Origin of the sequence: Kerstersia gyiorum, assembly GCF_048595715.1 — a bacterium.
Classification (GTDB): Bacteria; Pseudomonadota; Gammaproteobacteria; order Burkholderiales; family Burkholderiaceae_B; genus Kerstersia; species Kerstersia gyiorum.
Genome location: NZ_CP169556.1, coordinates 2,239,858 through 2,256,653, shown reverse-complemented (window position 1 = coordinate 2,256,653; position 16,796 = coordinate 2,239,858). Strand labels below are relative to the sequence as shown.

General features: G+C 60.1%; 12 protein-coding genes. All 12 read right to left on the bottom strand.

Annotated elements, in window-relative coordinates; all coding sequences use genetic code 11:
• Positions 1 to 513: 513 nt before the first annotated feature.
• Entirely contained in the window at positions 514 to 1,692 is a 1,179-nt protein-coding gene (locus ACEW7X_RS10010; RefSeq protein ID WP_068369944.1) for an acetyl-CoA C-acetyltransferase, read from the bottom strand.
• Between the two features lie 285 nt (positions 1,693 to 1,977).
• Positions 1,978 to 3,102: an ABC transporter permease gene (locus tag ACEW7X_RS10005; RefSeq protein ID WP_068369941.1), complete on the bottom strand. Its 1,125-nt coding sequence runs from the start codon at positions 3,100 to 3,102 to the stop codon at positions 1,978 to 1,980.
• A 10-nt stretch (positions 3,103 to 3,112) separates the two neighbouring features.
• Entirely contained in the window at positions 3,113 to 5,923 is a 2,811-nt protein-coding gene (rbbA, locus tag ACEW7X_RS10000; protein WP_068369938.1) for a ribosome-associated ATPase/putative transporter RbbA, read from the bottom strand.
• 2 nt (positions 5,924 to 5,925) lie between these two features.
• Positions 5,926 to 6,996 (bottom strand): HlyD family secretion protein, encoded by a 1,071-nt coding sequence (locus ACEW7X_RS09995; RefSeq protein WP_068369935.1) that lies wholly within the window; start codon positions 6,994 to 6,996, stop codon positions 5,926 to 5,928.
• A gap of 45 nt (positions 6,997 to 7,041) precedes the next feature.
• Positions 7,042 to 7,812: an enoyl-ACP reductase FabI gene (gene fabI, locus ACEW7X_RS09990; RefSeq protein WP_130487431.1), complete on the bottom strand. Its 771-nt coding sequence runs from the start codon at positions 7,810 to 7,812 to the stop codon at positions 7,042 to 7,044.
• 1 nt (position 7,813) lies between these two features.
• The gene (locus ACEW7X_RS09985; protein WP_257740621.1) at positions 7,814 to 9,553 is read right to left on the bottom strand and encodes a PHA/PHB synthase family protein; all 1,740 of its coding nucleotides are present in this window, start codon (positions 9,551 to 9,553) and stop codon (positions 7,814 to 7,816) included.
• A 221-nt stretch (positions 9,554 to 9,774) separates the two neighbouring features.
• A complete protein-coding gene (locus ACEW7X_RS09980) occupies positions 9,775 to 11,046 on the bottom strand; it encodes an exopolysaccharide biosynthesis polyprenyl glycosylphosphotransferase (protein WP_420177159.1) in 1,272 nt (423 codons plus the stop codon).
• Between the two features lie 109 nt (positions 11,047 to 11,155).
• Complete coding sequence (locus ACEW7X_RS09975) at positions 11,156 to 12,271, bottom strand: glycosyltransferase family 4 protein (RefSeq protein WP_420177158.1); 1,116 nt, start codon at positions 12,269 to 12,271, stop codon at positions 11,156 to 11,158.
• A complete protein-coding gene (locus tag ACEW7X_RS09970) occupies positions 12,268 to 13,536 on the bottom strand; it encodes an oligosaccharide flippase family protein (RefSeq protein ID WP_420177157.1) in 1,269 nt (422 codons plus the stop codon). Before ACEW7X_RS09970 ends, ACEW7X_RS09975 begins: the two co-directional genes overlap by 4 nt.
• Positions 13,533 to 14,321, bottom strand: a complete 789-nt coding sequence (locus ACEW7X_RS09965) for a glycosyltransferase family 2 protein (RefSeq protein WP_420177156.1) — start codon at positions 14,319 to 14,321, stop codon at positions 13,533 to 13,535. The genes ACEW7X_RS09970 and ACEW7X_RS09965 overlap by 4 nt, the downstream gene beginning before the upstream one ends.
• Positions 14,314 to 15,429: a glycosyltransferase gene (locus ACEW7X_RS09960; RefSeq protein WP_420177155.1), complete on the bottom strand. Its 1,116-nt coding sequence runs from the start codon at positions 15,427 to 15,429 to the stop codon at positions 14,314 to 14,316. The genes ACEW7X_RS09965 and ACEW7X_RS09960 overlap by 8 nt, the downstream gene beginning before the upstream one ends.
• Complete coding sequence (locus ACEW7X_RS09955; protein ID WP_420177154.1) at positions 15,389 to 16,783, bottom strand: hypothetical protein; 1,395 nt, start codon at positions 16,781 to 16,783, stop codon at positions 15,389 to 15,391. The genes ACEW7X_RS09960 and ACEW7X_RS09955 overlap by 41 nt, the downstream gene beginning before the upstream one ends.
• Positions 16,784 to 16,796 lie beyond the last annotated feature (13 nt).

Below are 16,796 nucleotides of genomic sequence, written 5' to 3'. Positions count from 1 at the left end.
GGGCTGCAGGCCAGCCCGCAAGACGGCACCAGCGCTGCTTGCTGCCGCAGATTTTTAGGAACGAGAGAGACGAAGCGATCCCTGGCGATGGCCGCGATTCTAGCATTCGGCCATTGGCCAGTTTAAAGCTCCGGTGGGCCTGCGGGTCTCGTGCCCGTCTGCAGCCAGTATCCGTACTTGCGCCAGTTCAGGAAAAAAAGAGCCCTCACGTTTGAACGGCACGCCGGAAGTTGGACACTTATCTGATCCCTGGGATGCAGTGCACTTGCAGCCCAGGGGGAGCTTGGGGGGCGGCCCTGCGATAAAAAAGGCTCTCCCCACGCTGCGCCTTCGGCTCGCTGCCCCCCGGGGACGTATTGGTCTTGGGGCGGTCCTGCGATAAAAAACGCCCCGGCGCCCGGAAACTTGCGTCCGGGCGCCGGGGCGTGAGCCGACTGCCTTGCACCGACCGGATGCAGAGGGCAGGCTGGCGCGCCGGATAGTGTCTATGCGGCGGCCAGCAAAAGGGCAGGATCAGCGTTCAATGGCGATAGCCACGCCCTGGCCGCCACCGATGCACAAGGTGGCCAGGCCCTTCTTGGCATCGCGGCGGTTCATTTCATGAACCAGCGATACCAGGATGCGCGCACCCGACGCGCCGATGGGGTGGCCCAGTGCAATGGCGCCGCCATTGACGTTGACCTTGCTGTTGTCCCATTGCAGTTCACGGGCAACGGCCAGCGATTGTGCTGCAAAGGCTTCATTGGCTTCGATCAGGTCGAGGTCCTCCAGTTTCCAGCCAGCCTTTTCCAGCGTCTTGCGCGTGGCCGGGACCGGGCCCAGGCCCATGACGGAGGGATCGACTCCGGCACTGGCGTAGGACTTGATCCAGCCCAGCACGGGCAGGCCCAGTTCCTTGGCTTTTTCGGCGCTGGCCAGCAACAGGGCGGCGGCGCCGTCGTTCAGCGTGGATGCATTGCCGGCGGTGACAGTGCCGTCTTTCTTGAAAGCAGGGCGCAGGCGGGCCAGCGTTTCCAGGCTGGTGTCCGGGCGCGGCTGCTCATCGGTTTCGATGCGTACGGGGTCGCCCTTGCGTTGCGGGATTTCGACCGGAGCGATTTCGTCCTTGAAGCGGCCGGCCTTGATGGCGGCGCCGGCTTTCTGCTGCGATTCGTAGGAGAACTGGTCCAGCTCTTCACGCGTCAGGCCATAGCGCTCGACCAGGTTTTCCGCCGTGATGCCCATGTGGTAGTCATTGAAGGCGTCCCACAGGCCGTCCTGGATCATGCTGTCGAGCAGCTGGGCGTGCCCCATGCGCAGGCCGGTACGCGCCTTGGGCAGCACATAGGGCGACAGGCTCATGTTTTCCTGGCCGCCGGCGATGATCAGGTCGGCGTCGCCGCTGCGGATGGCCTGGGCGGCCAGGTGCACGGCCTTGAGGCCGGAGCCACACACCTTGTTGATGGTCAGCGCGGGCGTTTCGACGGGCAGGCCGGCATGGATGCTGGACTGGCGTGCCGGGTTCTGGCCCGAACCGGCTGCGAGCACCTGGCCGAGGATCACTTCGTCGATGGCTTCGGCAGGGATGCCGGTCTTGGCGAGCAGGTGCCGGATGACCGTTGCACCGAGCTCATGGGCAGGGGTATGGCCCAGGGCGCCCTGGAAGGCGCCGATGGCGGTGCGGGATGCGGCGAGAATTGCAACGTCACTCATGATTCGACCTCATTGAGACATAACAGAAAAATGACCACGCGCCAAAGCGCAAGCCCCGGCCTGCTGGCCGAGGTCAAGCAGAGCATTGTCCATACGGTGCCGAAGTTGCCCCGGTATGGTGGTGGCGCATCCCGGCCAGCCAGCCTGGGTGCACCGCCGGTATCCGGACTGCACACCTGCCGGTGTTGGGGCCGGGCAGGCGAGAGTTCGGATAATCCTTATATCAACACTGTATTGCATTTCTGCCTGCCCGCAAACCTTCGGGCAGAGACAGACGGGACGGTATCAGGCCATGCGGGTAATGGTTTTCCGGAAGCGGCTGAGCGAAAACCCGAACAGTGCGCAACCGATCAGGAAGAGCACCAGGAACGGCTGCCAGACCACATCCAGGCCGGCGCCCCGGAACAGGATGGCCTGGCTCAGTTCCACATAGTGGGTGTTGGGCGCGAAGTACATGATGTCCTGCACGAACTGCGGCATGCTTTCACGTGGCGTCATCGAGCCGGAAAGCAATTGCAGCGGTAGCAGCGCCAGGATCAGCAGCAGGCCGAACTGCGGCATGCTGCGCGCCAGAGTGGCGAAGAAAATCCCCATGGACGTGGTGGCGAACAGGTGCAGCGCGGTGCCGGCAATGAAGAGCAGTACCGACCCTTCCACCGGTACCTTCAGCAACTGCATGACGACCAACAACAGCGAAAGCGAAGCCGCCACCAGCACGACCAGTCCCATGGACCAGACCTTGGCCAGCATGATCTGCGTGGGCGTGACGGGCATGACCAGCAGGTGTTCCACCGTGCCATGCTCGCGCTCGCGTATCAGCGCCGCACCCGTCAGGATGATGGACAGCATGGTGACGTTGTTGATGATCTGCATCAGCGCGCCGAACCAGGACGGTGTGAGGCTCGGGTTGAAGCGCATGCGCATCGCGAGCTCCACCGGAGCGACCTGGGCGCCGCGATAGCGCTGTAGGAACTCGTTGACCTCGGCCAGCACGATTTGCTGGATATAGCTGCTGCCGGTGAAGGCCTGGCTGACGCGGGTTGCATCGACATTCAGCTGTACTTCGGGGTTGAGGCCCGCCAGGACATCACGCTGGAAGTTGGGCGGAATGTCCAGGACGAAGGTGTATTGCCCGGAGTCCAGCGCGGCGTCCATCTGTTGCGGTCCTATCATGTCCGGCGCTGTGAATTGCGGCGGGTAGAAGGCTGACGCAATGCGTGCCGACAATGGGGAATCATCTTCATCCACAACGGCGATGGAGGCGTGGTTGAGGTTCTCCGGCATGGAGGTGGCGGCAGAGTAGACCGACACGGTGAAGGTGTAGACGATCAGCACCAGCATGATCGGATCGCGCGCCAGGCTCCAGAGCTCCTTGACGCCCAACCGGAATATATTTTTCAGCCCTTGCATGTGGTTTCCTTCAGCGCTCCTGTTTGTTCAGCAGGGCGATGGCCAGGCCCAGAATGATGGGCACGGACACGGCCATGGCCCAGAACTCGGGCCGCAGGTCTGAGATGTAAAGCGCCTTGTTGAAAATGCCGCGGCTGATGGTCAGCATATAGCTGGCCGGATGCAGTTCACCGATGATGCGCCCGGAGCCTTCCAGCGACGACACCGGGTTGATCAGGCCGGCGAACTGAATGGCCGGTATCAGGGTGCCGATGATGGTGAAGAACATGGCGGCGATCTGGCTGCGAGTGAAGGTCGAGGCCAGCAGGCCGAAGCCGGTCGCGGCCGTGCAGTAGATCAGTGCGGCCAGCGTCAGCGACAGGAAGCTGCCCTTGACCGGCACGTCGAAGACCACGATGGAGAAAATCACCATCAGCACGAAGCTGATCATGGCCAGCACTACATAGGGAATCTGCTTGCCGAGCAGGAACTCCGCGCGGGTGACAGGCGTGACGTAAAGATTGATGATGGAACCCAGCTCCTTTTCACGTACGACCGACAGTGCAGTCAGCATGGCGGGCAGCATCAGGAGCAGCAGGGGAATCACTGCGGGCACCATGGCGACCAGGCTCTTGACGTCCGGGTTGTAGCGGAAGCGGGTTTCCACCGATGCCGCGTTGGCGTAGTTGATGCCCAGGCGTTCCTTGGCTTGTTGCTGCAGCCAGGTCATGTGCATGCCCTGCACGTAGCCCTTGACCGTTTCTGCCCGTGAGGGCATGGCGCCGTTGACCCAAACGCCTATCTCCACGGAATTGCCGCGACTGACGTCGCGGGCGAAGCCCGGGGGGATTTCGATTGCCAGGGCCAGTTCGCCGCTGCGCAGGCGCTTGTCCACGTCTTCATAGTCGCGCAATGGCGGTTGTTCGACGAAGTAGCGTGAGCCCGATAGGTTGAGGGCGTAGTTCTGGCTCAGCCCGGACTGGTCATGGTCCAGGACGGCGAATTTCAGGTCCTCGACGTCCATGCTGATTCCGAAGCCGATCACGAACATGAGGATGAGGGAACCCAGCAGCGCCAGCGTGGCGCGCAGCGGGTCGCGCTGCAGCTCCAGCATTTCGCGCCACATGTAGCTGAACATGCGGTTGACGCTGAACGCCTGGTGCTTCTGTGGCGGGTGTGCGGTATCGGGTGCACCGCTGGCGACCAGCGCGGGCGCGGCGTCACCGGCCTGCGCCGCCTTGGCGTCCTTTTCGGCGGCGGCGTCTGCCTTGGCCTGGGCCGGATCGTTCTGTTCGATGGCCTCGACCAGGTACGAAATAAACGCTTCTTCGAGATTGGCCGAGCCGCGCTTGCGTACCAGTTCTGCCGGCGTATCGCTGACCAGCACCTTGCCGGCGTGCATCAGCGACATGCGGTCACAGCGCTCGGCTTCGTTCATGAAGTGGGTGGAGATGAAAATGGTCACGCGATCGCGGCGTGCCAGTTCTATCATCAGGCGCCAGAAATTGTCGCGCGCCACCGGGTCCACGCCCGAGGTCGGTTCGTCGAGGATCAGCAGTTCCGGCTTGTGCACCATGGCGACGGCCAGCGACAGGCGCTGGCGCACGCCCAGCGGCAGTTGCTCGGGCAGGGTTTCCATGACGTCCTGCAGTGCGAAGCGCTCCGCGCTTTCCTCGACGCGGGCCGGGATATCGGCTTCCGGGACGGAAAACAGCCGTGCGTGCAACACCAGGTTCTGGCGTACGGTCAATTCGCCATAGAGCGAGAAGGCCTGCGACATGTAACCGACGCGGCGGCGCGTTTCGATATCGTTGGCGGCAATTTCCTTGCCGAACAACCAGGCCTGGCCTTCGCTGGCCGGCAGCAGGCCGGTCAGCATCTTCATGGTGGTGGATTTGCCGCAACCGTTGGAACCAAGGAAGCCGAAAATTTCGCCACGGCGAATGCGGAAGCTGACATGGTCGACGGCAACAAAATTGCCGAAGCGCATGGTCAGGTCCTTGGCCTCGATGGCGATTTCGTCGTCATCGTCGTCCTGCAGCGGGGTGATCACGACGGCTTCGTGGTCGCGCTTTTTTTCTTCCGGCAGCAGCTCAATGAAGGCTGCTTCCAGCGAGCTGGTACCGGTACGCTGTAGCAGCTCCTTGGGCGTTCCTGTATCCAGAATCTTGCCGCTGTCCATGGCGACTAGCCAGTCAAAGCGCTGGGCCTCGTCCATGTAGGCCGTGGCCACCAGCACGCTCATGCCGGGGCGCTCGGTGCGGATGCGTGCGATCAGGTCCCAGAACTGGGCTCGCGCCAGCGGATCGACCCCGGTGGTCGGTTCGTCGAGAATCAGCAGGTCGGGGTCGTGGATCAGCGAGCAGCACAGCCCGAGCTTCTGCTTCATCCCGCCCGACAGTTTGCCGGCCGGACGATCCAGGAATGGGTGCAGGCCGGTGGCGCGTGTCAGGTCATCAATGCGGCGGCGGCGTTCGGCGGCATTGTGGCCGAACAAGCGTGCAAAGAACTGCAGGTTTTCTTCTACCGAGAGGGTGGGATAGAGGTTTTTCCCCAGCCCCTGGGGCATGTAGGCGATGCGCGGGCAGACCGAATCACGGTGCGCCTTGCTGCGCATGTCGCCACCCAGCACTTCGACGGTACCTTGCTGAACTGCGCGGGCGCCAGCAATGAGCGACAGCAGGCTGGATTTGCCGACGCCGTCTGGGCCGATGAGGCCGATCATGAGGCCGGCAGGAATATCCAGCGTGAAGTCCCGCAGCGCGGAGACTTCGCCGTAATTCAGGCTGACGCCTTCCAGCCGGACGGCGACGTCCTGCGGGGATTGAGAGGGCTGCGGCATGATTACTCCGGCAGCCGGACCTGCAGGGATTCAGGCCATTGGGCGTTGCTGTCGATTTTCACCCAGGTGACGCCTGGCAGGCCGGTCTTGACTTGCGTGAGGTGCTTGCGCAGCAGTTCCGGGTCGATGCGGGCCTTGACGCGGAACATCAGCTTTTCGCGTTCGCTGGCGGTTTCGACAGTTTTGGGCGTGAACTGCGCGGTGCTGGCCACGAAGGACACCGATGCCGGGATCACCAGTTGCGGCGCGGCGTCGAGGATGATGCGTGCTTCGGAGCCGAGGGCCACCTTGCCGGCTTCGGTCGCCGGCAAGAAGAAGGTCATGTAAACGTCGGACAAATCGACAAAATTGAGCACCTTGCCGCCGGCGCCGAGCACTTCACCGGGTTGTGCCACGCGGTACTGCACGCGGCCGTCGCGCGGAGCGATCAATTGGCTGTCCTTGATGTCCGCTTCGATGCGGGCAATGGTAGCCTGGGCGGCGGTGACTGCAGACTCGGCACCTACGACCTGTGCCCGGGCCGCTTCGATGGCGGCATCAGCGGCTGCAACCTGGGCCTTGGCGGCCTCGACTGCCGCCTGGGCGCTGCGCACCCGGGCGCGGTCGTCGTCCAGTTCCTGGCGCGAGGTCGCGCCACGCTGGGCCAGCGTTTCAGAGCGGTTCAGGCGTTGGCGCGCAGCCAGGTGTTCGCTTTCGCGTTGCAGCACGGCAGCTTCGGCAGCACGTTTGTCGCTGATGCGGGCTGCCACCTGGGCCTTGGCGCCGGCCACGGTGTTGATGGCCTTCTGCAGGTTGGCCTTGGCCTCGTCGCGCTGGGCTTCCAGCACGTCTATCTGCATGGCGGCCAGCGGTTGCCCGGTAGTGACGAAATCGCCTTCATTGACCGCGATGGATTCAACCCGGCCGGCCAGCTTGGTCGACACGTCGATTTCCGTGGCCTCGATGCGGCCGTTGCCCTTGGCGAAGCCCGGTCCGGGGCCTGCATTCTGGGATGCCTGCCAGGCGTAGTAGGCGCCGCCAGCGATGGCGATTACCAAAACGGGGACGATGAATTTCCTGATTTTTGGGTTCATGCGTAGTGCCTGCTGAGTTCTGATCCGGAGCCGCGCTGGGCGGACTCAATTGAGAATGTGAAAAGCGTTGTCTACGAACAGCGTGCTGCCGGAAATGGCACGCGCCGCGTCCGATGCGAGAAAAGCGCAGAGGGCGCCAGCGTCTTCGATATCAAGAGTATGCCGCAATGGCGCGCGTTCCATACTGTCCTTGATCAAGGAATCGAAACCCGCGATGCCGGAAGCCGCCCGTGTTTCCAGCGGCCCGGGAGAGACGGCATTGACACGGATGCCGCGGGGCCCCAGTTCGCTGGCGAGATAGCGGACGCTGGCTTCCAATGCTGCCTTGACCGGGCCCATGATGCCGTAGCCGGGCATGACAGCCTGGGCGCCCAGGTAGCTGATCGTCATCATGCTGCCGCCTTGGGCCATCAGCGGCTCGGCATCCCGGGCCAGCCGGATGAAGGAATGGCAGGAAAGATCCATGGCCTGGGCAAAGCCTGCGGCGGAGCTGTCCAGCACCCGGCCGTGAAGGTCGTCCCTGGGGGCGAAGGCAACCGAATGCACCAGGAAGTCCAGCCGGCCCCAGCGCTCGCGCAGCGTGTCGAATAGCGCCTGCTGTTGCGCGGTGTCGCTGACATCCAGCGGCAGGCGCAGTGTGGCGCCGATTTCATCGAACAGTGGCGTGACATAGGGCAGTGATTTGTCGGAGTACCAGGTCACGGCCAGCTCGGCACCCGAGGCGCGCATGGCACGGGCTGCGCCCCAGGCAATGCTCTGATCGTTGGCGATGCCCACGACCAGGCCTTTTTTGCCGGCAAGGTTGGCTGAACGCATCCTACTTCTCCAGGACATACTGGCCGGGCGCAGCTTCCAGCGGGCGGTAGCCGGCCTTGGTGGCGCCCATTGCTGGCGGATTGACCTGCTGTGAGCTGGAATGGCGGGCAAGCCACTGCTCCCAGGCCGGCCACCAGGAGCTTTCCTGGCGCGGGGCGCTGGCCTGCCAGTCATCCGGAGACTGGTAGGGGGCATCGTGGGCATGAGTCGCGATCTGGTAATGGCGGCGCGGATGTCCGGGAGGCGACACAATGCCGGCATTGTGTCCGCCACTGGTCAGCACGAAGGTGATTTCGGTCGTGGTGAGATGGTGCAGCTTATAGACGGATTTCCATGGCGCCACGTGGTCGGTCACCGTGCCGACTGCGAAAATCGGCAGGGAGATGTCGCTGATTGCGACCGGCCGGTTGCCGACCGGGTAGCGGCCATGCGCCAGGTCATTGTCGAGGAAAAGGCGGCGCAGGTATTCGCCGTGCATGCGCGCGGGCATGCGGGTGGCGTCAGCGTTCCAGGCCATCAGGTCGTTCAGGCCACGGCGGTCGCCCAGCAGGTAGTCATTGACCATCTTCGACCACAGCAGGTCGTAGGAGCGCAGCATCTGGAACGCGCCGGCCATCTGGCTGCCCTTGAGGTAGCCCGTCTCGCGCATCTGCGCTTCCAGCATATTGACCTGGCTTTCGTCGATGAACAGGCTCAGCTCGCCCGGCTCGCTGAAGTCTGTCTGGGCGGCAAACAGCGTCATGGTGGCCAGGCGCTCATCTTTGTCGCGTGCCATCGCTGCGGCGGCAATGGCCAGCAGGGTGCCGCCCAGGCAGTAACCCACGGCGTGCACGCGCTGCTTGGGCACGATGGTGTTGACGGCAGCCAGGGCGGCAAAAATACCGCTCTGCAGATAATCATCCATGCCGAGATCACGTTCGGCGACGCCAGGATTCTTCCAGGAAATGCAGAAAACGGTATGGCCCTGGTCGACCAGATACTTGATAAGCGAGTTGTCCTGCGACAAATCCAGGATGTAGTACTTCATGATCCAGGCCGGAACGATCAGCACTGGCTCGGCATAGACCTTGGGTGTTGCGGGCGAATACTGGATCAACTCCATCAGCTGATTGCGCAGTACGACCTTGCCTGGCGTGGCGGCCACCTGCTTGCCGGGAATATAGTTTTCCGCGCCCTCAGGCGGTTCATCGCTGCGCAGGCGGGCGATATCGTCGAGCAGGTGCATCATGCCGCGATAAAGGTTGGCGCCGCCCTGGTCGCGTGTCTGTTGCTGCACGACGGGATTGGTCAGCAACTGGTTGCCGGGCGAGAACACATCCAGCCACTGGCGCGCGGCGAAGGCGACGACGTTCTCGTGATGCTTGCTGACCCCGCGAATACCGGTGGTGGCCTCATGCCACCACTGTTGCTGCGCCAGGAAAAGCTTTTGCCAGAACGAAAACGGCCATTCCTGCCACGCGGGCGCGGCGAACCGGCGGTCCTGCGGAGCTTGGGATGTCTCGCAAACCCCGGCCATTTGCGGCAGCGTGCAGAGCAGGTCCGAATACTGCCGCGCCGCCAGTGCGCCCAGGCTCAACTGCTTGCCTGGCGACATGGCCAGATGCAGGCCCCAGTCATACGCCGCCAACAGCATCGAAGCCGGCGACAGCCCGCCCGTCATGCGGGCCAGCGCAGCGTACGAAGATTGATCCAGTTGGGCTGCGGCGTCTTGCAGTTCTTGCGATAGCGGGGAGAGAGACATGAAGGCCATCCAAGGAGCGCGTTTAGTTGAGACTTATGCGTATCAACAAGATTGTGGCATAGCTGTGTATATTTCTCTACGCAGCCGAGCTGGTAATCAAGCGTTACTTATGACAGATGGCTTCAGGTAACCTGCTGTTTTCGCATTTCTATTTGCGCTTTCGTTGGGGAAAGGAATAATTTCCTATTTCAGCAGGTTGTACTGGTTTCCTCAGGGAAAAATTATCGTGCACCAAATCCGGTCAGCATAATTCGGATGGTCAGTATGGTGATCATCAGGTCCAGGGTCAGTGAGCAGTTTTTGATGTAATAAAAATCATGCTGGATTTTTATTTGGGTTTCGTCGGTGCTGGCGGTATAACCCTGGCGCACTTGCGCCCAGCCGCTGATGCCGGGCTTGACGATATGTCGGTAGCTATAAAATGGAATGATTTCCTCATATTGTTTGACAAACGTGGGCTGCTCGGGGCGCGGTCCGATCAAGCTCATGTCGCCTTTGAGGATATTGAAGAACTGTGGCAGTTCGTCGATCCGGAGTTTACGGATGATACGGCCTACGCGTGTCACGCGGGGATCATCTTCATCGGCAAATTGTTCCGGTGCATCACGGTCAAAGCGCATGCTCCGGAACTTGTAAATAGTGAATGGCTTATTGCCCTGGCCAATTCGGGTCTGGGTATAAATCGCCGGTCCTGGGCTTTCGAGCTTGATGAGCAAGGCGGTGATCAGCCCGATAGTCAGCACGATGGGCGACATGGCGATCACAAAAAGAATATCTATGATCTGCTTGAGGCGTTCGTAGATGGGGGAGGGCAGCAGAGAACCCATGTTGTTCTCTGACATGCGGTGGATTTCCACCCGGCCCGAAAGTGATTCGTAGATTTGCCGTGCGTCATAGACAGCAGTACGGTTCAGCGCGCATTGAGTCAGGAAACGCTGCGTGGCATCGTCGATTTGGTGAAAGTCGGCGACAACGCCATCATAGCGACGATCCAGCGTCAGGGTTGTCAGTGGTGTCACCTTGATATCTTCCATCGCCAGGATTTCACTGGTGTACCGGCCGCCGGGCACGACGGCCAGCTTCAGCGACATGTACTTATAGGTCAGGGTGTATTCCAGATAGAGCCAGAGTGTTGCACACGCGCCGCTGGCAACCAGCAAATAGCGGGACACGGGCAGTTGCAGCATGAAAGTGCATAGTGCAAACAGGCCGTACAGGATCAGGACCTGAGGCGCAATGAAGGCGGCAGAGCGGCCGCCCGGATAGGTGGCGCGCAAACGCAGGCTGCATAGGTGGCTGGTGACGTATGCGAGCGTTGTGACGATCAGTGCGGTGAGCTGACCACTATCAGGCTGGAGGAGCGTCTGCCAGGACCAGAATGCCACGAAAGGCAGAAGGACGGCCAACAGCCATCCAACCAGAATGGAGAATCCCCGGGATAACAGGATTTGTTCATACAGCCGCTTGTGGCGACGATGTTGGGCTGAGCTCATGGGAGAGTGGAATATTAGCGTATCGAGAAATCTCTCAGCAGTTCACGATGTTGCAGAATAGCGATGAACTGTTTGATTGGAATGCGTGGAAAACCGACTTGTATTGTTTTTATGGAGGGGCTGTTTTCTGGGGAGCGACCAATTTTTCAAAAAGTGCGTCCCATTGTTGCAGAACCTGCGGCAGCATGTATTTGGCCGCAGCGGTTCGCGCATTGCTTCGCATGGCAGTACACAACGTAGGGTCATCAAGTAGTTGCAGTAAACCCCCTGCCAGGGCTATAGGGTCGCCGGGTGCGCACAACACGCCGTCCTGTCCATGGGAAATGACTTCGCGGGGCCCAAAATCGCAGTCGAAAGATACGATGGGTAGGCCGCAGGCCTGGGCTTCCAGCAATACCAGACCTTGGCCTTCATAGCGTGAGCTGACTGCCAGCAAGGTTGCATTCTGGTAATGCTGGAAAATTTGATTGGTAAAAGGTAGCCAGGAGAGTTTGGTATTGATGCCCAACTGGTCAGCCTGGGTATGCAATGCATCCTGTTCCGGCCCTTCACCGACGATGGTCAGGTGTGCGTCCGGTCGCTGTTTGGTCACGAGTGCCCAGGCCTGAAGTAGATAATCAAAGCCTTTTTGATGCGCCAGCCGGCCAACCGCCAGTACCTGATTGCCGGGCGTTGTGTCATTGCTGCGCTCGAGCGTGGGGAGATCCACGGGGTTGGCAATAATTGCAATGCGGTGCGCAAACTCCTGATAAAGCCTGGCTTGGGTCTGTGTCAGCGACAGGACGCAGTCGGCATGCCGATAGAGTAAGCGGCAGGCCGAGCGGGTCAGCGAGCCAAAAGCGGCCGGATTATTGTGATCGCATACGATGAGCGCAGGAGTATGCTGCCGCCTGATCGGGAATTTGAGCGCCAGAATGGCCAGCAGGGCGCACCAGGGGCCGTTGGCGATCAGTATGTCAGCATTGCGTACTTCGGACTGCCTCTTCAGGGCAAAGATGTCCTGCGCGTAGTTCAGCAGGCGCCGGACGCGGCCTGGCTGGGGAGAGTGCATCAGGCTGCAGCGCCTGATGTCTGCGTGCAGGGGGTATACATCAGAAACCTGGCCTTCGCGTACCAGGAGTGATACATCATGCCCGTTATCAGCCCAGCTGTTCAGCAATAACGCCAGCACGCGTTCGACGCCGCCCTTGATGCTATAGCTGTCGTAGAGTTGGACGATTTTCATGGCGCGGCAGCCTTGTGGGACGTGTGGTGGGAGCGATGCAGCAGCGCTCCTATCGCAAAGCTGATCGTATAGGCCGCACCGATGGCCAAGGGTCCCTGTTTCCAGGAAAGGTGCAGGTCGGGCAGCAGGAGCAGGGCGGCTACCGCCAAGCCTGTTAGCCATTTGATCGTAACGGCATAATGTAGCCCAGCTCGTATGAGGATGGCATCAAGGCTGAGAGCGGCAAAGCCCGGAATCAGGATGAGCGAGCCCAAGCGGATGATGCCGATGGCTGGGTCAAATGCATGACCGTAAATCAGAGGGATGAACAACGGGGCAAACAGGCCGATGCCTGCCGTCAGGAGTAAGCCCAGCGTGATCAGGGTAGGTACGAAAAGGGGAGAAGCCTTGCCCGTTGCGGATACGCGGCGGTACACAAGGGATGGCGCCAGGGCTGCGATGGCGACCGGGCCGAAGAACCACCCACTGTCGAGCAGTCCGAAGGCGGCTGTGTATTGTCCATAGAGGTCGGCAGGCAAGCGGGTTTCCAGTACGATCCGGTCCAGGCGCTGGATAAGAATAAGCGCTAGCACGCCGATCCATACGATGAGGCCTTTGCCGAGCAGCCAAACCATGCGATCCCGGCATGCCTGCCAACGCCATGGTGGTCCGTCGTCGCGAATGGTGTAGACGTAGCAAGCAGCGACGGCAAAATATTCGACGCTGTAGGTCAGGATGAAGCCGGTGACGGAAGCATCCAGGAAATAGAGGGCGGCGATGCAGAGCAGCTTCAGGCAGGAAATGATTAGCCTGATGGCGGTGATCACCCGAGTGTTCTGGTTGATTTCCCTGATCAGGCGCAGAGTATTGAATGGCTCGGCGACAAGCAGGGAGGCGGCCAGGATGAACAGGAGTGGTTGCCGTGAATTGGGTTCTGCGGCCACGGCCCACAAGACCATACTGATGCCTGCCAGTAGTCCAACCAGCAGGCGCAGGAGGAATACCGAGCCCAGCAGGCGTTTCCTGCTGACAGGGTCGTTGTTGGCAGCGAGCTGCGGCGCGACCGTTTCCGAGCCGGCCATAAGGCCAATGGCGGAGAATACGAATAGCAAGGCGAGCGCATATTGGAACTCGCCGAAAGCATGAACGCCCAGCGTGCGTGCAATCAGGCCTACCGAGATGGCAGAGAACGCAAGCTGGAGCACTTTCTCCGAGACCAGCCAGATCAGGCTGGAGAGTTCCCGGCGTGCCAACAGTTGGCGTAGGCGGAAGGACAGGGTCGTCATCGTGAATCAGCGTTGTCTGCTCTGGCAGCGGAGGAACTGCGCTTGCGTAGCGCCTTGGTCACGTAATGCGTCATGAGCCAGGCACTTTTCAGGACAGGCAAACCAAGCTCATTGCGATAGATATGCCATTGCCATTGCAAGTTGCGGACTTTTTTCGATGAGCGGGATTCGGCTTGTACGCGATAGCGGGCCATAGGGCTGACTGTCGGCAAGCGGCGGCCAATGGGAATGCGCTGCAGCGCCGAAAGCCAGAACAGATAGTCTTCATGGCCGATATTTTTGAAACGCAGATCTTGCACTGCTGAACGCTTGATGATGCCGGTCAGATTGGCAATGACGTTGCTTTGCAACAATTGCTCGTAGCTGACTTGTCCGGGCGGGACCACGAGATTCAGTGGGCCGTGTTCATTGAAACGTAGGTAAGCTGTATAGCAGAGTTCAGTGCCTGTTTCTTTCATGAAGGCAACCTGTTCCGCGAGTTTCGTTGGCAGCCATAGGTCGTCGCTGTCGAGAAAGGCGAGGTAGTCGCCTTTTGCCTGTTCCAGGGCCAGATTGCGTGCCTTGGAGACGCCCTGATTCGTCTGGCAGGCCAGCACCTTGATACGTGCATCACGAGCAGCAAGGTGCTCGGCGATGGCCAGCGTATCGTCGGTCGCCGCATCGACCACCAAAAGTAACTCCCAGTGGGGCCAGGTCTGGGCCATGGCGGACTCAACGGATGCGGCCAGGGTGCCGGCAGCGTTATAAGCCGGCATGACAATGGAAACCAGGGGGAACTCAGGCATGTTGGATCAGTGCCTCCAGTCGGCTGCGGTACTGTGACGAATACACATCGTGGGCATATTGTCGGTAGTGTTGGTCCCAAAGTGCCCGTGCCTGAACGCCGCGAGAGGCGATCTCAGCTTTTGTCACGTTGTCCAGCCAATTGCTGATCGCGTCGGCAGTTTCGGCCAGCGCCCATCCGGTCTGCTCTTTGGTCACGCGAGTGCCGGGCGGAGTGCCTAACGTGGTGAGTAGCGGCCGTCCAAGCAACAGGTGTTCGTAGTACTTATTTGGGGCAGCATACCTGTGGTTGGGCATACTCAAATAGTAGAAGCCGACAGTGCAGTGCATTCCTGACAGCATGTTCAAGCCTGCTTCGTGGCTGAGGGGGCCGTGCACGATGATGTTGTCGTGGTTGCGTGCCACGGCTTCGATGCGAGCTGATAATGGGCCATATCCGCCAAAATGCAGCTCGACATCTGTGCGGCCAGCGCAGGCATCCAGAAGATTTTCCAGGCCCCTGTGGCGTTCTTCCAGTACACCAAGATAGCCGATACGGATGGGGCCAGGTTCAAGTGGATCAAGAGGTCGGGCAAGCAACTGGCTGGCAGGTACGTTTTCCACGACCATGATATTGGATGCCGGAGCGAGGGAATGCTGTTGATAACGGGATTCGTCCGCCAGTAGCGTCAGATCGGCATGTCGGGCCAGGAAGCGCTCGATGCCATTGAAGAGCATGCGTGCCGGGCCGCCAATGGCACGCGTGTCTGTATAGTGGTCGTAAATATCGAAAACCAGCGGTTTGCTGCACAGGCGGCAAAAGATCCACGCAGCCAGGGCGCTATCGAGGTCCACGGCATGGACTGCAGATAGCTGGTGTTTTTGCCGGAACAGTGTGCGGATGATGAACAGGTTCCAGCCTAGCAACGCAAGCAGGTTCCGCCAGCGCGCGCCCAGAGCGGCGGCTTTGCGGTACAGGAATACTTCGTCTTCAAGGGCCGGGACATTGGTCTGGCCCCGGTCCCAGCCTACAAAAGTAACCGTGTCCCCTTGTTCTTTCAGGGCACGAACATATTTGTTCATGCGGGAATCAAGCTGCGGCAGGAACGCTCTGACGAATGTGATGTGCATGGTTCTGGTTTGCTGCCGAATCGAAATGATGGAACAGAAGGAAGAAATAGAATATGAAAAAATTCTGATACAACCACTCGGACTTCACGAAAAAAATCAATCCGTAGGCAGTGAATAGTGCCAGGTAGATTCGTGATGATAGTGGCGAGTACCGCGAGCGTTGCCATGCACGAACGAAGAGGGCCAGCCAGAACAGAACAAACAGCGTACAGCCGAGATACCCTGACAGATAGATCAAGCGGACAAATCCGGAATCACTGGAAGTCAGTTTCCTGTCTTCGTACTGTTCATTGTCCCTGAAATAAATCCCCTGGCCGATCAGCGAGGACGGGGCCAAGAGATCCCAGGTTTGAACGGAAATGGTTTGCTTGCGGTCGTGTTGTGATTTGTCGGCAGAAAGACCTTGATAGGATTCGAGCGTGATATCCAGCGATGCTGAGGCGAGTGTGCCTCGTTCCAGTGAGGTCTGGATTGGTTCTACCAGCCATTCGATCAGTTGTTGTCCATCGTCAGAAATTCTAGGCAGCAGGGCGAGCAGCGCGCCGATGACGAGGTACGCAATGCAGAGAGATAGCCGCTGACGCAGGCCATGGGCAAGATACAGGCTGGCAAGTATGTAGATGCCGAACAGAGGCAGGGAACTGCGGCCGCTGAGCAGTGCTGCAAACAGGCAGATGATTTCTATGCAGAAAAAAGAATAGGTCGCCGTACGGCAGCGGGTCTTGTTGCGGCAGACGAGCATGCCGAGGGCTGCGAAGGCGAAAGCGACGCCATGGGAGGCAAATAGGAAGCCATTGAGGCCGAGAAACCGGAATGGATGTCCCTGGTTGTTGCCGTTGATGACATGGTCGACCCGAAAGCCGCCTAGTTGTTCGATGCTCCATTCGTGAAATGATGGGATAAAAAGCTGGAACAGCATCACGACCAGCGGGAGCATCACGGCCAGCCAGAATACTTGCATGACTGCGCCTGGGCTGAAGCCCAAACGCCGCAGCGTGTGCATGGCACCGCAAGCCAGTACACCCAGAGCCGGTATCTTGAGAAGGTATGTCATGAACAGCAGCAGTCCGGGATGCTCACCGTCTTGCATCAGGTGCAATAGCAAAATGCCGTACAGCAGCAGATAGGGTATCCAGGCCAGACCGAAAAATTTCCTGATGGCTGCGGGCCAGTGTCGGAACCCTGCCAGGCAGGGCAGGAGCATACAGGCGCCAACGATCTGGCTGGAAAACACGGACCACGAAAAAGGCCAGACGATGAATGCCGTTGCCAGGGCAATCCATGCGGCGGTCAGGGATTGACGCAGATCTGGTGAACCTTGGCAGGCGCGGGTGTCGGTCGCGGTGAGTGTCATGGAATTCCGGACT

Coding starts and splice junctions, on each gene's coding strand:
- ACEW7X_RS10010 (WP_068369944.1), bottom strand. CDS start 1,692: ATGAGTGACGTTGCAATTCTCGCCGCATCCCGCACCGCCATCGGCGCC.
- ACEW7X_RS10005 (WP_068369941.1), bottom strand. CDS start 3,102: ATGCAAGGGCTGAAAAATATATTCCGGTTGGGCGTCAAGGAGCTCTGG.
- rbbA (WP_068369938.1), bottom strand. CDS start 5,923: ATGCCGCAGCCCTCTCAATCCCCGCAGGACGTCGCCGTCCGGCTGGAA.
- ACEW7X_RS09995 (WP_068369935.1), bottom strand. CDS start 6,996: ATGAACCCAAAAATCAGGAAATTCATCGTCCCCGTTTTGGTAATCGCC.
- fabI (WP_130487431.1), bottom strand. CDS start 7,812: ATGCGTTCAGCCAACCTTGCCGGCAAAAAAGGCCTGGTCGTGGGCATC.
- ACEW7X_RS09985 (WP_257740621.1), bottom strand. CDS start 9,553: ATGTCTCTCTCCCCGCTATCGCAAGAACTGCAAGACGCCGCAGCCCAA.
- ACEW7X_RS09980 (WP_420177159.1), bottom strand. CDS start 11,046: ATGAGCTCAGCCCAACATCGTCGCCACAAGCGGCTGTATGAACAAATC.
- ACEW7X_RS09975 (WP_420177158.1), bottom strand. CDS start 12,271: ATGAAAATCGTCCAACTCTACGACAGCTATAGCATCAAGGGCGGCGTC.
- ACEW7X_RS09970 (WP_420177157.1), bottom strand. CDS start 13,536: ATGACGACCCTGTCCTTCCGCCTACGCCAACTGTTGGCACGCCGGGAA.
- ACEW7X_RS09965 (WP_420177156.1), bottom strand. CDS start 14,321: ATGCCTGAGTTCCCCCTGGTTTCCATTGTCATGCCGGCTTATAACGCT.
- ACEW7X_RS09960 (WP_420177155.1), bottom strand. CDS start 15,429: ATGCACATCACATTCGTCAGAGCGTTCCTGCCGCAGCTTGATTCCCGC.
- ACEW7X_RS09955 (WP_420177154.1), bottom strand. CDS start 16,783: ATGACACTCACCGCGACCGACACCCGCGCCTGCCAAGGTTCACCAGAT.